23 protein-coding genes are annotated in these 19,515 nt (G+C 70.6%); 10 read left to right on the top strand and 13 right to left on the bottom strand.

Translation table 11 applies throughout. The features are described 5' to 3' along the window. Positions 1–19: 19 nt before the first annotated feature. The 4 genes from D7Y15_RS13590 to D7Y15_RS13580 form a co-directional block, all read right to left on the bottom strand. Positions 20–703, bottom strand: a complete 684-nt coding sequence (locus D7Y15_RS13590) for a RibD family protein (RefSeq protein ID WP_120575877.1) — start codon at positions 701–703, stop codon at positions 20–22. 120 nt (positions 704–823) lie between these two features. Continuing rightward, positions 824–1,063 (bottom strand): hypothetical protein, encoded by a 240-nt coding sequence (locus D7Y15_RS44135; RefSeq protein ID WP_147452022.1) that lies wholly within the window; start codon positions 1,061–1,063, stop codon positions 824–826. An 81-nt stretch (positions 1,064–1,144) separates the two neighbouring features. Next, a complete protein-coding gene (locus D7Y15_RS13585; protein WP_120575876.1) occupies positions 1,145–1,633 on the bottom strand; it encodes a hypothetical protein in 489 nt (162 codons plus the stop codon). A 13-nt stretch (positions 1,634–1,646) separates the two neighbouring features. Continuing rightward, complete coding sequence (locus tag D7Y15_RS13580; protein WP_121752844.1) at positions 1,647–2,354, bottom strand: NIPSNAP family protein; 708 nt, start codon at positions 2,352–2,354, stop codon at positions 1,647–1,649. A 66-nt stretch (positions 2,355–2,420) separates the two neighbouring features. On the opposite strand from D7Y15_RS13580, the gene D7Y15_RS13575 reads away from it, so the two are divergent. Genes D7Y15_RS13575 through D7Y15_RS13555 form a run of 5 tightly spaced genes read left to right on the top strand, consistent with a single transcriptional unit; the run spans position 2,421 to position 6,983 of the window. Beyond that, the gene (locus tag D7Y15_RS13575; RefSeq protein ID WP_121752843.1) at positions 2,421–3,959 is read left to right on the top strand and encodes a PLP-dependent aminotransferase family protein; all 1,539 of its coding nucleotides are present in this window, start codon (positions 2,421–2,423) and stop codon (positions 3,957–3,959) included. After that, positions 3,956–4,423, top strand: a complete 468-nt coding sequence (locus D7Y15_RS13570) for an SRPBCC domain-containing protein (RefSeq protein ID WP_120575873.1) — start codon at positions 3,956–3,958, stop codon at positions 4,421–4,423. The genes D7Y15_RS13575 and D7Y15_RS13570 overlap by 4 nt, the downstream gene beginning before the upstream one ends. A 37-nt stretch (positions 4,424–4,460) precedes the next feature. Beyond that, on the top strand, positions 4,461–5,036 hold the full coding sequence (locus D7Y15_RS13565; protein ID WP_121752842.1) for a hypothetical protein: 576 nt from the start codon (positions 4,461–4,463) through the stop codon (positions 5,034–5,036). After that, positions 5,009–6,094: an MBL fold metallo-hydrolase gene (locus tag D7Y15_RS13560; protein WP_121752841.1), complete on the top strand. Its 1,086-nt coding sequence runs from the start codon at positions 5,009–5,011 to the stop codon at positions 6,092–6,094. The genes D7Y15_RS13565 and D7Y15_RS13560 overlap by 28 nt, the downstream gene beginning before the upstream one ends. Continuing rightward, on the top strand, positions 6,081–6,983 hold the full coding sequence (locus tag D7Y15_RS13555) for a hypothetical protein (protein ID WP_158629047.1): 903 nt from the start codon (positions 6,081–6,083) through the stop codon (positions 6,981–6,983). The genes D7Y15_RS13560 and D7Y15_RS13555 overlap by 14 nt, the downstream gene beginning before the upstream one ends. Here the strand turns inward: D7Y15_RS13555 and D7Y15_RS13550 are convergent. The 4 genes from D7Y15_RS13550 to D7Y15_RS13535 are packed head-to-tail and all read right to left on the bottom strand — an operon-like array spanning position 6,980 to position 9,659. Continuing rightward, on the bottom strand, positions 6,980–7,567 hold the full coding sequence (locus tag D7Y15_RS13550) for a Uma2 family endonuclease (RefSeq protein WP_121752839.1): 588 nt from the start codon (positions 7,565–7,567) through the stop codon (positions 6,980–6,982). The genes D7Y15_RS13555 and D7Y15_RS13550 overlap by 4 nt on opposite strands. Before the next feature lie 52 nt (positions 7,568–7,619). Continuing rightward, on the bottom strand, positions 7,620–8,201 hold the full coding sequence (locus D7Y15_RS13545) for a Uma2 family endonuclease (RefSeq protein WP_121752838.1): 582 nt from the start codon (positions 8,199–8,201) through the stop codon (positions 7,620–7,622). A gap of 51 nt (positions 8,202–8,252) precedes the next feature. Further along, positions 8,253–9,293: a class I SAM-dependent methyltransferase gene (locus D7Y15_RS13540; RefSeq protein ID WP_121752837.1), complete on the bottom strand. Its 1,041-nt coding sequence runs from the start codon at positions 9,291–9,293 to the stop codon at positions 8,253–8,255. A 33-nt stretch (positions 9,294–9,326) separates the two neighbouring features. Continuing rightward, a complete protein-coding gene (locus tag D7Y15_RS13535) occupies positions 9,327–9,659 on the bottom strand; it encodes an MXAN_6627.5 family MYXO-CTERM protein (protein WP_121752836.1) in 333 nt (110 codons plus the stop codon). A 125-nt stretch (positions 9,660–9,784) separates the two neighbouring features. Between D7Y15_RS13535 and D7Y15_RS13530 the strand changes: the two genes are divergently transcribed. After that, entirely contained in the window at positions 9,785–11,107 is a 1,323-nt protein-coding gene (locus tag D7Y15_RS13530) for a response regulator (protein ID WP_120580085.1), read from the top strand. A gap of 54 nt (positions 11,108–11,161) precedes the next feature. Here the strand turns inward: D7Y15_RS13530 and D7Y15_RS13525 are convergent, their stop codons facing one another. Continuing rightward, positions 11,162–11,803: a hypothetical protein gene (locus D7Y15_RS13525; RefSeq protein ID WP_120580086.1), complete on the bottom strand. Its 642-nt coding sequence runs from the start codon at positions 11,801–11,803 to the stop codon at positions 11,162–11,164. Positions 11,804–11,860: 57 nt separating this feature from the next. Between D7Y15_RS13525 and D7Y15_RS13520 the strand changes: the two genes are divergently transcribed. The 4 genes from D7Y15_RS13520 (at position 11,861) to D7Y15_RS13505 (ending at position 14,319) form a co-directional block, all read left to right on the top strand. Next, on the top strand, positions 11,861–12,358 hold the full coding sequence (locus tag D7Y15_RS13520; RefSeq protein ID WP_121752835.1) for a hypothetical protein: 498 nt from the start codon (positions 11,861–11,863) through the stop codon (positions 12,356–12,358). Positions 12,359–12,415: 57 nt separating this feature from the next. Then, complete coding sequence (bcp, locus tag D7Y15_RS13515; protein WP_121752834.1) at positions 12,416–13,057, top strand: thioredoxin-dependent thiol peroxidase; 642 nt, start codon at positions 12,416–12,418, stop codon at positions 13,055–13,057. A gap of 229 nt (positions 13,058–13,286) precedes the next feature. Next, positions 13,287–13,808 carry a hypothetical protein gene (locus D7Y15_RS13510; protein WP_126933910.1) on the top strand — a complete coding sequence of 174 codons (522 nt, stop codon included), beginning with the start codon at positions 13,287–13,289 and terminating at the stop codon, positions 13,806–13,808. A gap of 136 nt (positions 13,809–13,944) precedes the next feature. Continuing rightward, a complete protein-coding gene (locus tag D7Y15_RS13505; RefSeq protein ID WP_147452226.1) occupies positions 13,945–14,319 on the top strand; it encodes a hypothetical protein in 375 nt (124 codons plus the stop codon). Here D7Y15_RS13505 and nagZ read toward each other — a convergent pair. From nagZ to D7Y15_RS13485, 4 genes are all read right to left on the bottom strand, one after another. Then, positions 14,316–15,425, bottom strand: a complete 1,110-nt coding sequence (nagZ, locus tag D7Y15_RS13500; RefSeq protein WP_120580091.1) for a beta-N-acetylhexosaminidase — start codon at positions 15,423–15,425, stop codon at positions 14,316–14,318. The genes D7Y15_RS13505 and nagZ overlap by 4 nt on opposite strands. Positions 15,426–15,516: 91 nt before the next feature. After that, positions 15,517–17,616: a BatA domain-containing protein gene (locus tag D7Y15_RS13495; RefSeq protein ID WP_121752833.1), complete on the bottom strand. Its 2,100-nt coding sequence runs from the start codon at positions 17,614–17,616 to the stop codon at positions 15,517–15,519. Next, on the bottom strand, positions 17,613–18,494 hold the full coding sequence (locus D7Y15_RS13490; RefSeq protein ID WP_120580093.1) for a DUF58 domain-containing protein: 882 nt from the start codon (positions 18,492–18,494) through the stop codon (positions 17,613–17,615). The genes D7Y15_RS13495 and D7Y15_RS13490 overlap by 4 nt, the downstream gene beginning before the upstream one ends. A gap of 13 nt (positions 18,495–18,507) precedes the next feature. After that, the coding region (locus D7Y15_RS13485; RefSeq protein ID WP_199735517.1) for a MoxR family ATPase at positions 18,508–19,515 on the bottom strand (1,008 nt) is incomplete at its 5' end.

Genomic DNA, 19,515 nt, shown 5'->3' with positions numbered 1-19,515 from the left:
CAGAGGGAACAGGGAAGGCTCAGCGCCGCACGCGGTACCGGAGCCACACGATGCCGGAGTCGCGGCGCTCCACGTGGGTGAGCTCCAGCGCGGCGCCCGCGCCGGTGGAACCCTGGGGCCGGTCGAAGAGGGTCGGCGTGCCGGGCAGGCCGTCGGCGGTGGGGTGCACGAGGAGGCTCACCTCGTCGATGAGGCCCGCGGCGAGGAAGGAGCCGTTGATGCCGCCGCCGCCCTCCAGCAGCACGGTCTTGATTCCGAAGGTGTCTCCGAGCTTCTCCAGCACGCGGGCGAAGTCGATGTCCTGCTTGCCGCCGAAGACATAGGAGACACCGCGCTCGCGCAGGTGGGCGAGGTGCGCGTCGGAGACGGACTCCGTGAGCACGACGACGAGGTGATCATCGTCGATGGCGCCGGACTCCCAGTTCAGCTTGCCGTGGGCATCCAGGGCGATGGCGTGGGACTCCGCGTCCTTGCGAGCGACGAAGTCCGTGCGGGGCAGGGGAGATGCCGGAGCGGGCTTGGACACGTCCCCTTCCGCGGCGAAGTCCTCCATGGTGATGCGGCCGCACATCCAGGCATCGGCGTCGAAGGTGTCAGCGGTGCGCTCGTATTCACCGCGCATCGATGCCGGGTCGGGCCAGTGCTTGACGACGATGCGCCCGTCGATGGACGAGATCATGTGGCAGATGACATGGGGCTTCATCGGGTGGCTCCGGAGCACGGCCCTCCTTCAGGTGGCGGGCGGCGGAGCGCGGATGGTTCCCGAGGCGCCACGGACTGTCGAACCGATTCCGCGTCGGTCCGTTCACAATCCCGCGAGCCGCTACTGCGTCGCGCCGGGTGAGTCGGAGTCCTCGGCGGTGGAGGCTTCCTTCGACGGAGTGGACTCCCCGGTCTCCGGCGTCTTGAGGGGCTCGGGTTCCGTCTTGCCCACCCGGATGACCACCGGGCCGGATCCAGTGGGCTGGGTCGAGAGCCGGCTCCTTGTGGGCGTCGGACCAATTCCCACGTAGGAGCAGCCGACCAGGGCGAACAGCGGAACAGCGGCGAGCAGTCGGCGCATGAGACGGAAACCCCCGGGACAGGATGGAACGCACGCGCATCCAAGCGGACGTCCTGGTGGGAAGTCCAGCCACGGTGGTGTTCAGCCGGTGGCCGTCGTCCGGGTGAACTCCATCACCCAGTTGGTCTCCCAGGTCTCTCCGTCGAAGGAGAAGGCCTGTTCCCAGCGCGCCCGGTCGTTGCCCAGGCGGGTCCAGTGGAACACGACCTGGACCGTTCGGCCTCCTTCGGTGTCCTCGCCGTAGAAGCGGCCGTGGTCGCCGGTGAAGCCTCCGTGCACGGGTGGCTGGAGCACCGCGTGGCGACTGTCGATCCAGTGGATGGACCAGCGGCGCTCCCGAGCGTCGAACAGGCGCAGGGCCATGCCGGAGAAGCCCCGCTCGAAGACGGTCTCCTCGACGTTGGACAGGCCGCCCAGGTGGGGTTGGCAGCGCATCCTGGACGTGAACTCGTCCCAGTCGTCACTGCCTGTCAGCCGTTGCTTGAGCTTCCGGTTCACGCACGTCCATTCGCCCATGAGGAAGTCGAAGTCGTGCACGTCGCCCGTGGGCAAGGGAGGAAGAGGCTTCATGGAGCGGATCCTTTCAGCGCAGCTCGGAGCGCGCGGTGGGGGATAACGTCAGGTGTTCGAGCGGCGCGCTCAGCCACGGTTGGAGTGGCTCCGCCCAGCCCTTCGCCGCGGATCGGCGGCGCGCATCCGGGAACACGGTGAGCCAAGCGAAGACGTGCTCGCCCGTGCGCACGGGCAGGGCAGGGAAGGTGTTCTCCGCGGGCTCGGTCTGGAACAGCGCTTTCGGTGTGGCCCCCAGCTCCGTGAGCACCGGGCGCACGTGATGTTCGAAGCAGGTCATGAGTGCTTCATCGGCGGGAGCCTTCAAGTAGCAGAGCGTCACCTCCACCCGGGAGTCCGGACGTGCGTCCGCGCCCGGTGGCGGTCGGGGCGTGCCTGGATGCACGAGGCCCGTGTCCGGTCGCACCGGCCGCAGGAGCAGGACGTTGTCGGAGTCCTGCATGGTCACGTTCGCGGCGTTGCGGTGCTCCTTCCACACCGGGCCGCCGTAGAACGCGCCCAGGGCTTCGCGCCGTGAGGCCATGTCGCGGAAGCCTCGCAGCCACACGAACCGGTCCGGACGGTCCTCGTCGCGGAACTGACCGACGAGGTGCATGCCGGTGGCTTCCTGCGACTCGATGAAGGCCCGTTCGAAGAGCGAGATGAGGACGTCCCGCTGACCGGGATGCAGCGTGTACTGGCGCAGTTCGAGGACCGAGCAGCAGGGAGACGGAGACGGCATGGAGGCTTCTTGCCAGGGAACTGGTAGGGTCATGAAGACCACTTCCGCCAGAATCGGCCATACCAGTTGAAGACCTCCACCGGCGTCGCGTCATCGCTCCTCTTGCGGCTCGATTCGCGAAGTCCCACGCCGCTCCATGAGCAGCTCTTCGAGGGCATCCGGGCGCGCATCCTCGCGGGGGCGCTGGCTCCCGGCCTGCGGCTTCCCTCTTCCCGTCAGCTCGCCACCGAGCTGGATGTGGCCCGCAGCACCGTCCTCCAGGCGATGGACGCGCTCACTGCGGAGGGCTACCTCGTAGCCCAGGCGGGTTCCTGCACACGCGTCGCACCCGAGCTGCCCATCCTCTCCGGAGACCGGAGCCGTGAACCTGGGCTCCCTGCTGCCGCACGTGCTTCAAGCTCTGGGAGGGGGCCTCGGCTTGCTGCCTCCGCACGGGCATTGAAGGCCTCACCGATCGGTGCTCCTCGTCTCGGGGCCGCGCCCCGCGCGTTCCGGCCGGGTGTGCCCGCGCTGGACCTGTTCCCCACTGCGCTCTGGGCTCGCACGGTGTCCCGCGTCCATGCTCGCGCGAGCACGGGGTTGCTCGACGGGGGTGACCCTTCGGGCCATGCGCCACTGCGCGAAGCCGTCGCCATCCATGTGTCCGTGTCGCGGGGCGTGCGCTGTTCCTCGGAGCAGGTCTTCATCACGGCGGGCACCCAGCAGGCCTTCGATGAGGTCCTCCGGCTCGCGCTGAATCCGGGTGACTCCGTCTGGGTGGAGAACCCTGGCTATCCCGGCGCCCGTCGCGCCGTGCTCTCCGCTGGAGGTCGGCCGGTGCCCATCCCCGTGGATGGGGACGGACTCGACGTGGGCGAGGGCCTGGCTCACGCGCCTCGGGCCCGGGTCGCGTTGGTGGCGCCTTCGCACCAATACCCATTGGGCGTCACGCTGAGCCTGGCGCGGCGGATGGCGCTGCTCCAGTGGGCCGAACGCACCCGCTCGCTGATCATCGAGGACGACTACGACAGCGAGTTCCGCCACCGCGGCCGTCCCTTCACCGCGCTCCAGGGACTCGATGACGCCGGCTGCGTGGTCTACGTGGGCACGTTCAGCAAGTCGATGTTCCCCGGCCTGCGCCTGGGCTTCCTCGTTGTGCCGCCCTCGCTCGTGGACGTCTACTCCGCCGCTCGCGCCGCCGCGCCCGCGCCCGCCTCCACGCTGGAGCAGGCCGCGCTCGCGCTGTTCCTCGTGGAGGGCCACTTCGCCCGTCACCTGCGCCGCATGCGCGCGGCCTATCGGGAGCGCGGCGAAGCCCTGCTCGAAGCCCTGCACGCAGACTGCTCGGGCGTCCTCACGCCTCGTCCCTGTGACACCGGCATGCAGGTGTGCGCATCCCTTGCCTCCCCACTGTCCGACCTGCGCGTGCGCGATGAGGCCGCGCGTCTGGGCGTGGAGGTCGCGGCCCTGTCCGACTATTTCCTTGGCCGACGCCGCGAGTCCGGCCTCATCTTTGGCTTCGGCGGCGTGCGCCCGGACGCGCTCCGCGAAGGGACTCGCACGCTGGCCCGGGCACTCGAAGCCGCGCGCCTCCGCCCTCCCCAATGGAAAGGACGCACCCGATGAGCGACTCCCTCCCCGTGAAGCTGACCGTCACCCACCGCTTCAAGGACTCCGCCCAGCGCGTCTTCGATGCCTGGACTCATCCCGTGAGGGCCAGCTGCTGGCTCTTTGTCGCGGCGCCGGAGAGGTCGCTGGTGCGCGCGGAAATCAATGCGCGGGTGGGCGGCCGGTTCTGCTTGTCGGACCTGCGCGACGGCGAAGCGGTGGAGCATGTGGGCGAGTACCTGGAGGTCGAACGGCCGCGCCGGCTGGTGTTCACCTTCGCGGTGCCGAAGTACTCGGAGGCTTACGACCGGGTGACGGTGGACATCGTCCCTGACGGAGAAGACTGTGTGCTCACCCTGACCCACGAGATGGGCCCGGACGGCGAGAAGTGGAAGGACAGCACCCAGAAGGGGTGGTCCAAGATGCTGGCTGCGCTGGACTCGTGGCTGTACGAAGCCCCAGCCACCATCCAGTCGCGCTGACATCCCTTCCCGGGCGCGGGCCGTCTACGATGGCGCCATGACCTGGCGTTCCCTCCTCCTCTCGCTGGTGCTGCTGTCCGCATGCGGGCAGCGACGAAGCGACCCCGCGCGCGTGGCGGAGGACCTGATGCGCCCCGCGCCCCTGGGAGCCTTCGCCGCGGGCACGCCTCCCGTCTCCACGGAAGACTGCACGGTGCGCACGGCGAAGCAGTGCTTCGACCAGGCGCTCACGCTGCTGGCCACGAACGCGCAAGGCCCGGAGCGGCTGCGCGCGGTGTCCCTGATGGGCAAGGCCTGTGACGGACAGGTGAAGGACGCCTGCTCCTGGCTGTCCCAGCACGTGAAGGAGCCCCGGCGCGTGCGCGGCGGCCCGCCGGACGACCCCGTGTTCCAGGAGGCCTTCGAGCACTGGCGCGAAGGCCGCAAGCACCACGTGCGCGTGACGTGCCGGCTGGTGCAGGGCGGCGTGCCCCAGCAATGCGAGGTGCGGGAAGCGACGTTGCCCCCGGACCTGTTGGCGCAGGCGCTCACAAGCATCCAGGCTTCGCGCTACGCGCTGCCCACCCTCGACGGAGACCCCTTCGAATGCGACTGGACCATCGTCATCAAGTGACGCGGCTGTGGCCGGTGCTGGCCCTGTCGCTGTTCACCGGCTGCTTCGCCGGCACCGTGCACCGGGGTCCGGTGACGGACCACTTCGACGGCGAGTCGTTCCAGAACATCGGTGACGCGCCGAAGCTGTCCCCGCTCACGCTGATATCCGCCGTGATGGAGGAGCGGCGCGGCCCCTGGCGCGACTACGCGGAGGAGCCCGCCGGCCCGAAGCCGCCGGAGCGCGTGGGCCCGGGAGCGCTGCGCGTGACGTTCATCAACCACGCCACGGTGCTGCTCCAGGCGGACGGGGTGAACGTGCTGACGGACCCCATCTATTCGGAGCGGGCGAGCCCCGTGTCCTTCGTGGGCCCCAAGCGCGTGCGGCCGCCGGGCATCCGCTTCGAGGACCTGCCGCCCATCGACGTCGTGGTGGTGAGCCACAACCACTACGACCACATGGACCTGCCCACGCTGCGGCGCCTGGAGGCCGCGCACCATCCGCTCTTCCTCGTGGGCCTGGGCAACCGCGAGCTGCTCGTGGACGAGGGCTTCCAGCACGTGGAGGAGCTGGACTGGTGGCAGTCCGCGAAGAGCGGGCCCCAGGCGTTGAAGGTGTGGGCGGTGCCCGCGCAGCACCGGTCGAACCGGGGGCTGACGGACCAGGAGGAGACGCTGTGGGCAGGCTACGTGCTGGAGACGTCCGGAGGCCCGGTGCTCTTCGCGGGTGACACGGGGCTGGGGCCGCACTTCGACCGCATAGCGGAGCGCTTCGGGCCCATGCGCCTGTCGGTGCTGCCCATCGGCGCGTTCCGCCCGCGCGTCCTGCATCCGGTGCACATGGGGCCGGAGGACGCGCTGAAGGCGCACCACGTGCTGCGCTCGGGCACGTCCGTGGCGATGCACTACGGCACCTTCCCCATGGCGTGGGACGGCCAGGACGAAGCGAAGTACCTGCTGTTGCGGCTCCTGCTGAAGGAGGAGGTGCGGCCGCGCTTCTGGGCGCTCGGCTTCGGCGAGGGCCGGGACGTGCCGCCGCTGGCGCCGGGGAATGACGGGCGTGCCGATGCCGGACGCTGACGGCGTGGTGCCGCCGGAGGTGGAGGCGAAGGAGAAGATGGACCGGGCGCGCGCGTGCATCCGCGCAGGCGAGGTGGAAGAGGCGATTCCGCTCTGCGACGAGGTGTACCGGCGCTTCACGCTGTCGAAGGTGCCGGCGCTCCAGGTCCAGGTGGCGCGGGCATTGGGGCACCGGGGCGTGGCCATCGCGGAGAAGGGGATGTTCCACGAGGCGCTGGTCCACTTCGACGAGGTGGAGCGCCGCTTCTGGAGCCCGCGCAAGCCGGAGCTCTGGGAGGGCGTCGCGTGGGGGATGTTGTACCGGGCCCGCGTGCTCCTGGAGATGGACCAGGAGGACATGAGCCGCAACTGGCTGGAGCGGATGCTGAGCCGCTTCAAGGCGCTCGCGCAGCGGCCCGACCTGCGCATCCCGGTGGAGATGGCGCGAACGGTGGTGGTCGCCGCCCACAACCAGGGGCTGCGCTTCGAGGAAGCGCTGAGCCAGTCCGAGGCGCTCCTGAAGGAGTACGACGGAAACACCGAGCCGTTCCTGGTGGAGCAGACCGCGGTGGCGATGTTGGGGCGGGCCACCGCGCTCCAGGGGTTGGGGCACGTGGACGAAGCGCTGGAGGCGTTCGACGAAATCGACGTGCGCTACTGCGAGGACGCGGACCCGAGGATGCGAGCCCTGGTGTCCACCGCGCTCATGGGCCGTGCCCTCGTGTTGCTCCGAGAAGAGCTGCTCCCGGAGGCGCTGGGCGCGATTGACGCCATCCTGGAACACGCGGGCCCGAACCCGGGACGGCGGCTGATGGAGCCCGTGAACTTCGCGAAGTTCCACCGCGAAGTCGTCGAACGTGAGCTGCAACTCGAACGCGAGCGGGCCGCGCGCAGGCCGAAGCCGCGTTAGCCCGGAGGCGGAAGGGACTTCCAGAGCCAGCCCAGCCGCAGGTCCCGCTCCTCGAAGGGCGGGGCGCGGATGAGGTCATCGGACTCGCCGTAGACGCCCATCTCCAACCAGCGCCCGTCCCGCAGCTCGCTCACGGTGAGCGTGCGTGCGTCCAGATCCACGAACCACAGGTGCTTGATGCCGATGCGTGCGTAGAACGGCCGCTTGATGCGCGTGTCATACGCCCGCGTGGACGGTGACAAGATTTCGCACGCCCAGTCGGGAACATCCGTCCACTGTCCCTGGGGCATCAGGGGCACCCGATCTCGCCGCCAGCCTGCGAGGTCCGGGATGAACTCCGGAGAGCCACCCACCCGGATACCGGGCTCAGTCATGAGCCACCAGCCGCCCGGTCCTTCCCCGCCCAATTGGAAGGGCTCATCCAACTCCCGGAAGAGCCTTAGCCCGAAATAGCCATGCGCGACACGTGGCCGCGCCTGCGTATATAGCGTCCCATCGATGATCTCGCCCACCACGCCCTCGGGCAGGGCCTCGATGTCAGCGAAGGTCGCCGGACCTTCGAGTGGTTTCGCGCCATAGGCCATGCCCGAAGTGTGGAGTTAGCAGCGCGGTCTGACAAGCAGGCCGGCCAGGCGCTCAGGACGCATCGGTCACCGGCCACCACTCACCGAGCCGCAGCTCGATGGCGTCGAACGGTGCTGCTCGGATGATGTCGTCCTCTCCGTACACGCCCATCTCCACCCAGCGCCCATCGTGCAGCTCGCTCACGGTGAGCGTGCGCACCTCCAGGTCGATGAACCACAGGTGCTGGACGCCGATGCGCGCGTAGAACGGACGCTTGATTCGCTGGTCATACGCCCGCGTGGACGGTGACAGGATTTCGCAGACCCAGTCTGGTGCGATCTTGCACCTTCCGCCGGGGAGCACGGGCACTCGCTCGCGCCGCCAGCCCGCGAGGTCCGGACTGAACTCCGGCGCCCCCTCCATCTGGATGCCCGGCTCCACCAACACCCACCAACCGCCCGGCCCATTCTGGCCGCGCTGGAAGGGGCCTCGCAGCCCTTCAATCAGCGCACCCACCAGGTCCATGTGCCCGGCCCGGGGCCGTGCATGCGTATACAGCGTCCCATCGATGATCTCGCCCACCACGCCCTCGGGCAGGGCCTCGATGTCAGCGAGGGTCGCCGGACCCCCGAGTGGTTTCGCGCCATAGGCCATGCCTGGAGTGTGGAGTTACCTCCACCGTCTGACAAGCCAGCGCCAGGACCGTCAGTCCGGCTGCGCGATGATCAACGTCTGCAATGGCAGATGCCGGATGGGCCGCGTGCTCTGGACCTTGAAACCCGCGTCATCCAGGAAGCCCTCGACCTCCGCGGGCGTGTAGGACGCTGCTCCCGACGTGAGGAAGTAGTGCAACCCGATGAGCGGCGCGGACGTGCCCTCGGTGTCCCGCTCCTCGCGCAGGTACTCCAGCACCGCCAGCGTGCCCCGGGACACCATGGCCCCGCGCACGCGCCGCAGGAGCGCCACGTTCTGCGCGGGCGTCAGGTGGTGCATCACCTGGAACAGCAGCGCGCCGTCATACGGCCCGCCCAGCTCCGCGGTCAGCACGTCCCCTTCCTTGTGCGTCACCCGGTGCGACAGCCCCGCCTGGGCGATGATGTCCCGCCCCACGCGCACGCTGCCCTCCAGGTCCACCACCGTGGCCTTCAGCCCCCGGTGCACCCGGCACAGCTCCGCCGCGTACCAGCCATGCGCGCCGCCCAGGTCCAACAGGTGCCTCGCGCCCCGGGGCAGGGGAATGGCCGCCGCCACCTCCGGCGAGGCCAGCCGCGCCAGCTGGTACATGGCCTGGATGTAGTCGCGCCAACGCGGGTCGTCCGGAGCGAACTGGTGGATGTCCACCGACTGCCCGCTCTTCACCGCGTTCTCCAGCTGCCCCCACCAGTCCCACTGCGCGTAGTTGAACTCCAGGAACGCCGTGATGGCCTGCGGCGAGCGCGGGTCCAACCACCGCCGCGCCCGGGGCGCCAGCCGGAAGCGGCCCCGGCTCAGCTCCACCACCTCGCAGGCGATGAGCGCTTCCAGGAGCGCACGCATGCCCTCCGTGCTCGTCTTGAGCCGCGCCGCCAGCGCCTCCGCCGTCGCCGCGCCGTCCGCCAGCGCCGCGTAGACGCCCAGCCTGGCCCCGGCCATCAGCGTCCGCGACGCCATCATCCCGAAGAAGGCGTGCGCCAGGGGCTGGGGCGCCAGGTTGAGGAAGTCCGCCACCCGCTCCAGGAGGTTGCTTGCCTTCAGGCCCAGCCGCATCGCGCGTCGCTCCTTGGAGTGGGGGCCTGCCGGCTACCGGCGGCGCCGCGAGCCTGCCACGGCCGCCACGCCCAGCACCATCAGCGCGGCCTGCGGGCCCAGCAGACAGCCCTGCGTCTCCGCCTGGCGGATGCCGGTGTACTTGCACTTGGTCGCCACGCAGCTGAAGCGCGGCGCGCAGTCGCTGGTGCTGCGGCAGTCCGTGGGCACTCGGCCGGTGTTGTCGTCCCCTTCCGGCGAGTTCGGATCGTCCGGCTGGCCCGCGTCCTGCTGCGGGCCCTCCTGGCCCAACGCCACCAGGGGGGAGAACAGGAGGAGTCCGGCCAGGAGCGCTGCCGGGGGGATGCGGGCGAGAAGGGAGGACATGAGGCGGGCGACACCCTAACGCCCCAGCGGGGCGCTTGCATCCATCGTCTGAAGCGGGCGGCCTTCCGGGGTTCCCTGGAAACGCTGGCCGCCCCGGCGTCCGAATCTGCTACGGTCCCCCCGCGATGGCGCCTCGAATCCTCGTCGTGGACGACAACCAGGAGCTCCTCTCCCTCCTCACGCAGCTGTTCGAGGACGCCGGGTATGAGGTGGTGGGCGCCAGCCGTGGCAAGCAGGCCATCGAGGCCGCCCGCGCCCAGCCCCCCGGCTGTGCTGTCTTGGACATCCTGTTGCCGGACATGATGGGCTACCACCTGGCGGACACGCTGCGGAAGGACAACCCCCAGCTGCCGCTGCTCTTCATCACCGGCGTCTTCAAGGGCGGCAAGCACGCCACCGAAGCGCGCCAGAAGTACCAGGCCGCCGGCTACTTCGAGAAACCCTTCGAGGCCCAGAAGCTGCTGGAGGCCGTGGCCAAGGTCCTGCCCGCGGAGAAGAAGGTCCCCGCCGCCTCCATGGCCGACGCCTTCGAGGTGGAGCTGGACATCGACGTGGAGGAGGAGGGCCCGCAGGACGCCATGGAGCTGACCGGCCGCATCAAGGTCACCGGCGGCGGCAACCTCACGGCCGAAATCCGCGGCGCCAACCTCACCGCCACGCCCATGCAGAAGGTGTCCACCACCCAGGTGCGGCCCCCCACGCCGGGCCGCCCGCCGGATCCTCTGCCGGTGGGCGCGGGCGCTCCGGGCAGCCGCCGCGGCGAGCTGAAGGACAACCTGCCCTCGCTGCTCACCGCCTTCTACCTGTCGCGCGAGACGGGCGAGCTGGGCGTGCAGCGCGGCAAGGTGAAGAAGGTCGTCTACTTCGAGAACGGCACCCCGGTGTTCGCGCTCTCCAACCTGCTGGCGGACCGCTTCGGGCAGTTCCTGGTGCGCGTGGGGAAGATCAAACCCGAGCAGCTCCAGGACGCATCCGCCGTCGCCGCGCAGAGCCACCGGCGCACCGGTGACGTGCTGGTGGAGCGCGCCCTGCTCAAGGACACGGAGCGGCTGTACTACGTGGGCCAGCAGGTGAAGGCCATCATCTACTCGCTCTTCTCCTGGGAGGAGGGCACGTACGTGATGAGCTTCAAGGAGAAGGCCTCCGCGGAGTCCATCAAGCTGGACGTGCACCCGGCGAACCTCATCGTCCGGGGCATCAAGAAGCTCTACAAGCCGGAGCGCCTGCGCCGCCTGCTCCAGCCCGAGGACCGGCTCATCCCCGCCGTCGCCCCCGCCTATGGCCTCAACGAGGTGGAGCTGGAGCGCTGGGAGGCGGAGCTGCTGCCGAAAATCGATGGCAACCGCGTGGTGGCGGAGCTGCTCGCGTTCGCCAACCGCCCGGAGCACGTCGTCTACGGCTTCCTGGTGTCGATGATGGCGCTGGGCATCCTGGACAAGCGCTCGTAGCGCTTCCGGTGCCTGGAAGTGGGCCTGGAGTGCTTCCGGGCCCACGGTGCTTCTTCAGACGAGCCGCGAGCCGATCCAGAACAGGCCCAGCGCGCCGGAGCCCAGCGCCACGCCGCGCTGGATCCACAGGCTGATGCGCGCGTTGGCCCGCGACAGGCCTTCCGCGAACAGCAGGCCGACCGCGCCCATGCCGATGAGGATGCCCAGCGCGAAGCCGGGCAGGTACGTCCACGCGGACAGGCTCATGCTGCCGCCCACCAGCAGCGGGGGCAGCGCGATGAGCAGCGACCGCACGCCGCTCACGGCCATGAAGGCGCCCGCGGCGGTGCTCACGGTGTGCACGTGCTCGTGCGGCTCGCGGTCGTGGCCGGGCAGGTGCGGGTGGCCGTGGTCCAGGCTGTGCGGGAAGATCAGGGCGGTGACGGCCAGCGCCACCAGCACCGCGCCGCCGAACACCTCCGCCCACCGCTCGAAGGTCTCCGACAGGCCCACGCCCGCGAAGAGGCACACCGCCGCGATGCCGCCCAGCATGGCCGCGTGGCCCAGGGCGAAGCGCAGCGCCGTCATGATGGCGACGCGGCGCCGGCCGCCACCCAGGGTGCCGAGCGTGGCCATGGCGGCGCAGTGGTCCGGCCCCAGGGCGTGGAGCAGGCCTTGAGTCAGGCCGAGCAGGAAGGCGAGCAGGATGGGAGCCACGACGGCGCACCCTAGCCGTGGTTTAACCCTGTGGCCAGCAGGAGGACGTCCCACACCATGCGCATTGCCCATCCCCGAACTTCCGCCGCGCTGCTGCTCGCGGGTCTGCTCGTACTGTCGGGCTGCTCCACCGACCCCGGTCCGGAGCAGCTGAAGCAGGCCGAGGCGCGCTACCAGGAGTTGATCAACAAGAACCTCGGCGCCCAGGACCCGGCGTGGGCGGAGGTCGCCGCCCAGTTCGAGGCCGTCCCCAAGGACTCCAAGGTCCGTCCGGAGGCCGACAAGCGCCTGGCCGCGCTGAAGGCCGCCCAGGAGAAGATTCCACCGCGCCCCCTGGCCCGGCCCGGTGCGACGGGCAAGGGCGCCAGCGACGTGGAGGCCAAGCGCGCCGCGTGTGAGTCGCTCGCGAAGAAGATGGGCGAGGCCAACACGGACGCGACGCGCAGCGTGCTGCGCAAGGTGCTGGAGAGCTGCCAGGCGGAGCTGGTCCGGCTGGAGGCCCACGACCACCCGCCGGGCGAAGAGGTCCATGCGCCGGGCGAGGGCGCGCGCTGAAGTTCCCGGCGTGCGTGGAGTTGAGAAGCCCTCGGGGTCTGGGTATGGAGCCGACGCATGCCCATGCCCCAATCAGGTGACAAGGCCCCCGGCTTCTCGCTCCCCGACCAGAGCGGCGCCACCGTCTCCCTCTCGCAGTTCAAGGGACGGCACGTCGTCCTCTACTTCTATCCGAAGGACGCGACCCCCGGCTGCACCACGGAGGCGTGCGACTTTCGCGACGAGCACTCCGCGCTGGTGAAGGCCGGAGCGGTGGTGCTGGGCGTGTCGCCGGACAGCGTCGCGTCCCACCAGAAGTTCGCCACGAAACAGGGGCTGCCGTTCTCGCTCCTGGCGGATCCGGACCACGCGCTGGCGGACGCGTACGGCGTGTGGGGGGAGAAGTCGCTCTACGGCCGCAAGTTCATGGGCCTCATCCGCGCGACCTTTCTCATTGGCCCGGACGCCAAGGTCGTCCGCGTGTGGCCCAAGGTGAAGGTGGCCGGCCACGTCGCGGAGGTCCTGTCCACGCTCCAGGGCGGATCGTCCTCCGACGCGGCTTCGGCCCCGAAAGCTCCGGCGAAGGCTCCGGTGAAGGCTCCGGCGAAGGCCCCTGCGGCGAAGAAGGCCGCGGCGGAGGCGAAGCCAGCGACTGTCAAGAAACCGGCGGCGAAGAAGGCCCCGGCGGCAAAGACGGCCCGGAAGGGCGCGCGCGCCTGAAGCGGGGCGGGCGCCGGCGCACTCCTGGCGGGACAGGGAGGCCGGGACCGTGTATGCCTGCGCCCGTGGCTGGCTCCTCTCCTTCCGGGCGGGGCTGGCCGTTCACGATGAAGCCCTGTCGGCCCTTGGGCCGGACAGCGGGCGGCCGGCAGGGCCTGCCCTCGGGTGGATGCCCGGTGGTAGGCGAGGTCGGCATGACCATTCCTCGGGGATGGCGGAGACGACGAACATGCGCGAGCGAGGCATTCAGCGGTGGATGGGAGCGGCGGCGCTGACGGCGGGCGTGCTCTTGGGCACGGCCTGTGGCGGGCTGCCGGAGACGGGCGGCAAGCAGCCGGATGAGCCGCGGGGCAATGCCTTCGCGCAGCGTGGGACGCAGCCGGAGGCCGTCTACAACGTGGCCGAGCAGCAGGGGCACGAGAACCCCGCCGACGCGCACCACGGTGACGCGGCCGCGAAGCTGCCCGCCCACGTGCTGACGGTGGACCGGGGCTACAACTCCACCATCGAGAAGATCGGCTCCAGCATCGACCCGCGCACGCCGGCGAAGTCGGGCAAGTCCGACAACTCCAAGTGGGACGACGCGGGCGGCATGATGGCGCACCGCTATGGCCTGTTCGGCGGGGCGACCTACTCGCCCGCGGCCGAAGGACTGGGCGGCTGGCACGTCTCCACCGCGAACGAGCCCACGCGCGGCTTCGAGGCGCCGTACTCCTACGTCAGCCCGCCCGTCTACCTGCACGACCGGTAGTTGGACGGAAGTCCAGGGGCGCCCGCGGGCCAGCGTGCCAACGGGCGTCCGTCCTCCAGCCCCGCCACTCCCGGTGGGGCGCTGGGGTGGTCACTCCTTCTGTCGAGGCCGTGATGGCTTCCGGGAGGAGCAGGCCATGCACTCAAGAACGCTTCATCACTGGACGCTGGTGGCGGTGTGCGCCGCGACGGCCGCGCTGGTCGGCCCCGGCTGCAACCGTGACAAGCCCACGATGCCGCGCGCGGGGAGTCGCTACGAAGGCGTCGCCAACACGCAGCAGCCCGCGCCGCCGGGAACGGGTGGCTCGGGCGCGAGCACGTCCACGAACGCGAAGGCGACCGCGCCGGAACCGGCCGGCACCGGAGCCCACATGGGCCAGCAGAACCAGATTGGCGCCCCCGGCTTCAGCACGCCCCAGGAGCCGGTGCCCGGAGACCGGGGCGGGGCGGACCGCTTCCAGGGCCCCATGGGGCAGGGCTCCGAGCTGGGCTCCAGGAGGGCCACCCACTAACGCGACGCGAGCATGACCTCCGTGGGGTCCTTGCCGGTGAAGGCACTGGCAAGGCCCTGCGCCAGCGAGCGGTGCTCCGCATCGCCCAGCGTGGCGAGCCGGTCCTCGGCGGGGTGCGCGAAGCGGGCGGCGAGCGCGTCCAGGCGCCGGTGCGCTTCGGTGATGCGCTCGCGCGGGACGCGGCCGGACTCCACCGCCTTCACCAGCGCTTCGATGGCGGTGCGCTGCACGTCCGCCTGGTGGCACACGAGGAACAGGTCCACGCCCGCGAGCGTGCCCTGCACCGCGGCCTCCGCCACGGAGTAGTGGTCCGCGATGGCCTTCATCTCCAGGTCGTCGCTGACGACCACGCCGTCGAAGCCCAGCTCCTTGCGCAGCAGGTCGTGCAGCGCGCGGTGGCTCATGGTCGCCGGGACGCCCTGCTCCAGCGCGTCGAACAGCACGTGCGCCGTCATCAGCGACGCGAGCCCCGCCTTCGCGAAGGCCTGGAACGGCACCAGCTCCACGCGGCGCAGGCGCTCCAGGTCGTGCGGCAGCTTCGGCAGCGTGAGGTGGCTGTCCGTCGTCGTGTCGCCGTGGCCGGGGAAGTGCTTTCCGCAGGACGCCACGCCGCCGGCCTCCAGGCCCCTGGCGAGCGCCACGCCCAGCCGGCCCACCTCCACGGGGTCGCGGCTGAAGCTGCGGTCGCCAATCACGGGGTTGGCCGGGTTGGTGTCCACGTCGAGCACGGGGGCGAAGTCCCAGTCGAAGCCCACGGCGCGCAGCTCGTGCGCGAGCAGCCTGCCCACGCGCTCGGCCAGGGCTTCGTCGCCGCGCTGTCCCAGCTCACGCATGGGAGGCAGGGCGGTGAAGGGCTCACCGCGAAGGCGCGCCACCCGGCCACCCTCCTGGTCCACGGAGAGGATGAAGGGCCGGCCCGCACGCGTCTTGATGTCACGGCACAGCGCCGCGGTCTCCGCCGCGGTGCCCACGTTGCGCTTGAAGAGGATGGCGCCGTAGATGCCATCGTCCATCAGCGCCGCGAAGTCGGCGTCGATGCGGGTGCCAGGGAAGCCCACCATGAAGAGGCGGGCACAGTCGCGATAGAGGGCGGAAGCAGGGCTCACGGCCGCGCAGTGTGGCAGAGCCCGCCGCCCATGGGGCAGTGGATGCGTTCCCCGAGCGTCGGCTGCCTGTCAGGGCGCGGAGCGGCCGGGGCTACTTCCGGAGCAGGGTGCCTTCGAAGAAGAACGCCAGGCACGCGGCCAGGATGAGCCACGTCCACAGCGGCACCGCGGGCTTGTCCGCATCCCCCGTGGAGGCCTTCACCGTGTCCTCGCCGAAGTAGGCCGTCAGCGTGTCCTGGGGCACGCGCGTCAGGTCGCTCTCCGCCGGGTCCAGCGTGGCGGCGAAGTCCAGCGCGGCCACGGGCTTCCCGTCCGAGCCCAGCACCGCGTGCACACCCGGCTCCACCGTGGGCCCCGCCACGAACGAACCGTCCGGCTGCGCCTTCACCGGCAACTCGCTGCCGTCCGGCGCGCGCACGCCCGCCACCTTCTGCGTGCCCTCCGGGCGCAGCGTCACGGTCTCGCCCACGCGCACTCGCACCTCCTCGCGCTCCTCCAGTGAGCCCGTGAGGTACGCGGCGAAGCGCTGCATCAGCGGCAGGAAGCTCGTGCGGATGGCGAAGTCGCTCCAGTCGCGGTCCACCGTGCTGGTGAACAGCGCCACGCGCCCCTTGCCCCGGCGCGCCACCGCCACCGCGGGCGCCCCGTCCTCGTACGTGGCCAGCACCTGGCTGGTGCCCGGCGCGGACGGGCTGTCCGCCTCCAGCAGCATGTACTTGTAGAAGCGCGCCCCGATGAGCCCCTCCTCCGCGCGGCCCGTGAAGGGCGCGAACAGCGGATGGTCCACCTTCACCTGCGCCAGCTTCGCCGTCTTCGTCTCCGCGTCCGGGTCCTCGCGCTCGGCGCTCGTGCGCACCAGGCGCAGGGGGCGCGGCAGCAGCGTGCCCAGCCGCTGGTTGTACGCCTCCGGATTCACGTGGTCGCCCACGCTCACGAAGAGTCCGCCGCCGTTCTCCACGAAGGCCGTCAGCTTCTGGGCTTCCTCCGCCGACGGCGCCGTCGTGTTGAGCAGCAGCACCAGGTCATACGCGCTGAAGTCCTCGCGCAGCCCCACCTCCGCGTCGCGCACCGCCACGTCCACCGGCGAGCCCGGCGACGTGAGCGCTGCGTCCACGAAGAAGGCCTCGTCCCGGTAGCGCGTCGCGTGCGGCGAGCCGTTCACCACCAGCGCCTTCAACCCGCGCGGCACCGGCAGCACGAAGGACCGCCGGTCATCCTCCGCCAGCGAGTCCGGCGCGAGCGTCACCTGGCCCACCACCGTGCCGCCCTGCGGGAAGCGCACCGTCAGCGTCTTCTGCGTCGTGCCGCCCGCGGGCACGTCCACGAAGCCCTTGGCCAGCGTGGACTCGCCCACGCGCACCGCGGCCTCCAGGTCCTTGGCCGCCTTCGCGCCGAAGTTCCGCACCGTGAAGGTGAACTGGTACGCGCGCGGCCCCGCCTGCAGCGCGGGCTCCACCCGCAGGTCCACCAGCGCGTGGTTGTCCAGCGACTCGCGCCCGGACGCCACGTCGCGCAGCACGACCTCCGGCTTCACCATGGCGCCCGTGGGCCCCTTCACCGTGGGCGGCGGCGCTTCCAGCCGGAATCCGGACACCGTCATGTCGGAGACCACCACCAGGCGCTTGCCCGGCATCGGGTTCTCCTCCAACGACCGCGCGGCCATGTCCAGGCAGCGCGACAGGTCCGCCGTGCCGTAGGTGGGCTTCGCCTCGTCCACCAACGCGCGCAGCCGTGCCCGGTCGAAGCCCGGCGGCGGCGGCGCTTCCGGGGACGCCGTGCACACCATCACCGTCGCGGGCTCCTCCGGCAGCAGGTCCTTGAGCGCGTCGCGCGCCTCGTCGCGGCCCTTCTCGAAGTTCGACGTGCCGTCCGACCAGCGCATGGACAGCGATGCGTCCAGGATGACCGCCGTGGCCGCAGGGCCGCGCGTCACCGTGGCCGCCTGCGCGTCGCGGGTGAACTCCGGTCGCGCCAGCGCGATGGGAATCGCCAGCAGGATGAGCGTGCGCAGCGCGTACAGGAGCAGCCGCTTCAGCTTGAGCCTGCTCGCCGTGCGCTTCTGGCTGCGCAGCACGAACGCGAGCGGCCCGAACGGATGCGCCCTCGGCCGGCGCCGGTCGAACAGGTGCACCAGCACGGGGATGAGCGCACCCAGCGCGCCCAGGAGGAACCACGGGTTGCCGAACGTCACCGGCGCCTCCCTCGGCGTCCCAGGAAGCGCAGCAGCACCTCATCCAGCCGCTCGTCGGTGCGTACCAATTCGTAGTCCACGTCGGCCTCGGCGCACTTCGCCTTCACGTCCGCGAGGAACGCGCCGAACTCCTCCAGGTAGCTCTGCTTGATTTCACGCGGGTTCACTTCGATGCGGCCCTCGCCCTCCATGTCCAGGAAGAGCGTGGGGTCGTCGAAGGGGAACGTCAGCTCCGCCGGGTCCACCAGGTGGAACACCGCCACGTCGTTCTTGCGCTGCCGCAGGGCCAGGATGCGCTTGAGCGCCTCCTGCCGTTCATCCAGCAGGTCCGACAGCACGATGACCGTGGAGCGCCGGGGCAGCACCTCCGCGAGGTGATCCGCCGCGCTGCCCAGGTCCGTGGGGCCCTTGGCCTCCGTGTGCTCCAGCGCGTCCAGCAGCACGTTGAGGTGTCCGGCGGAGGCTCGGGGCGGGACGTCCTTGAACGCGCCGCCCACCATGACGGCCAGGCCCGCCGCGTCCTGCTGGCGCACGAGCAGGTAGCTGAGCGCGCCCGCGAGCGTCTTGGCCACCTCCAGCTTGGACATCGCGCCGCTCTGGTAGCCCATGGACGCGGACGCATCCACGACCATCACCGAGCGCAGGTTCGTCTCATGCTCGAAGCGCTTGACGTAGTACTTGTCGAACTTGCCGTAGGCCTTCCAGTCCAGGTGGCGCAGCTCGTCGCCGGGGGCGTACTCCTTGTGTTCGGCGAACTCCACGCTCTGGCCCTGATGGGGGCTCTTGTGGAGGCCGGACAGCACGCCCTCCATCACGGCGCGGGCGCGCAGCTTCACGCCCTGGAGGCGGGACAGCGTCTGGGCGTCGAGCAGCGACATGGGGTGGAAGCGCCTAGCCCTTCACCACCGTGAGGAGCTGGTCGATGAGCTTCACGGACGTGATGCCTTCGCTCTCCGCGGTGAAGTTGGGCAGCACGCGGTGGCGCAGCACGGGCCTCGCCAGCGCCCGCACGTCCTCCACCGTGGCCACGAAGCGGCCGTTGAGGATGGCGCGCGCCTTGGCCGCGAGCACCAGGTACTGGCTCGCGCGAGGGCCCGCGCCCCAGGACACGTTCTTCGCCACGAAGTCCGGCGCGCCCGCTTCCTTGGGACGCGTGTGGCGCACCAGCTCCACCGCGTAGCGCACCACGTGGTCCGGCACCGGCACGCGGCGCACCAGCTCCTGGAGGGCCAGGATGCGCTCGGGGGACAGAATCTTCTCCAGCTTCGGCGGCGCGCCGGCGGTGGTGCTCTTGACGATCTGCACCTCCTCTTCCGCGGTGGGGTAGCCCACGTCCACCAGGAACATGAAGCGGTCCAGCTGCGCTTCGGGGAGGGGATAGGTGCCCTCCTGCTCGATGGGGTTCTGCGTCGCGAAGACGAGGAAGGGCAGCTCCAGCGGGTACGTGCGGCCGCCGGCGGTGATGCGGTACTCCTGCATGGCCTGGAGGAGCGCGGCCTGCGTCTTGGGCGGCGTGCGGTTCACCTCGTCCGCGAGGATGATGTTCGCGAACAGCGGGCCCTGCATGAAGCGGAACGACCGGCGGCCCGTGGTCTTGTCCTCTTCCAGGATGTCCGTGCCCGTGATGTCCGACGGCATCAGGTCCGGCGTGAACTGGATGCGGTTGAAGGACAGGTTGAGCACGTCCGCCAGCGTGGAGATGAGCAGCGTCTTCGCCAGGCCCGGCACGCCCACGAAGAGGCAGTGGCCGCGGCTGAAGAGCGAAATCAGCAGGTGCTCCACCACGTCCCGCTGGCCGACGACGCGCTTTTCAATCTGCTCGACGATGGCGTTGCGGGCCTGGGCAAGCTCCTCGACGGCGCGCAGGTCCTCGGGGGTTGCGTCGGACGGGGGGAGAGG

Origin of the sequence: Corallococcus sp. AB030 (assembly GCF_003668965.1) — a bacterium.
GTDB lineage: Bacteria > Myxococcota > Myxococcia > Myxococcales > Myxococcaceae > Corallococcus > Corallococcus exiguus.
The sequence above is the reverse complement of the archived record's forward strand: the minus strand, read 5'-3'. Positions and strand labels throughout refer to the sequence as shown.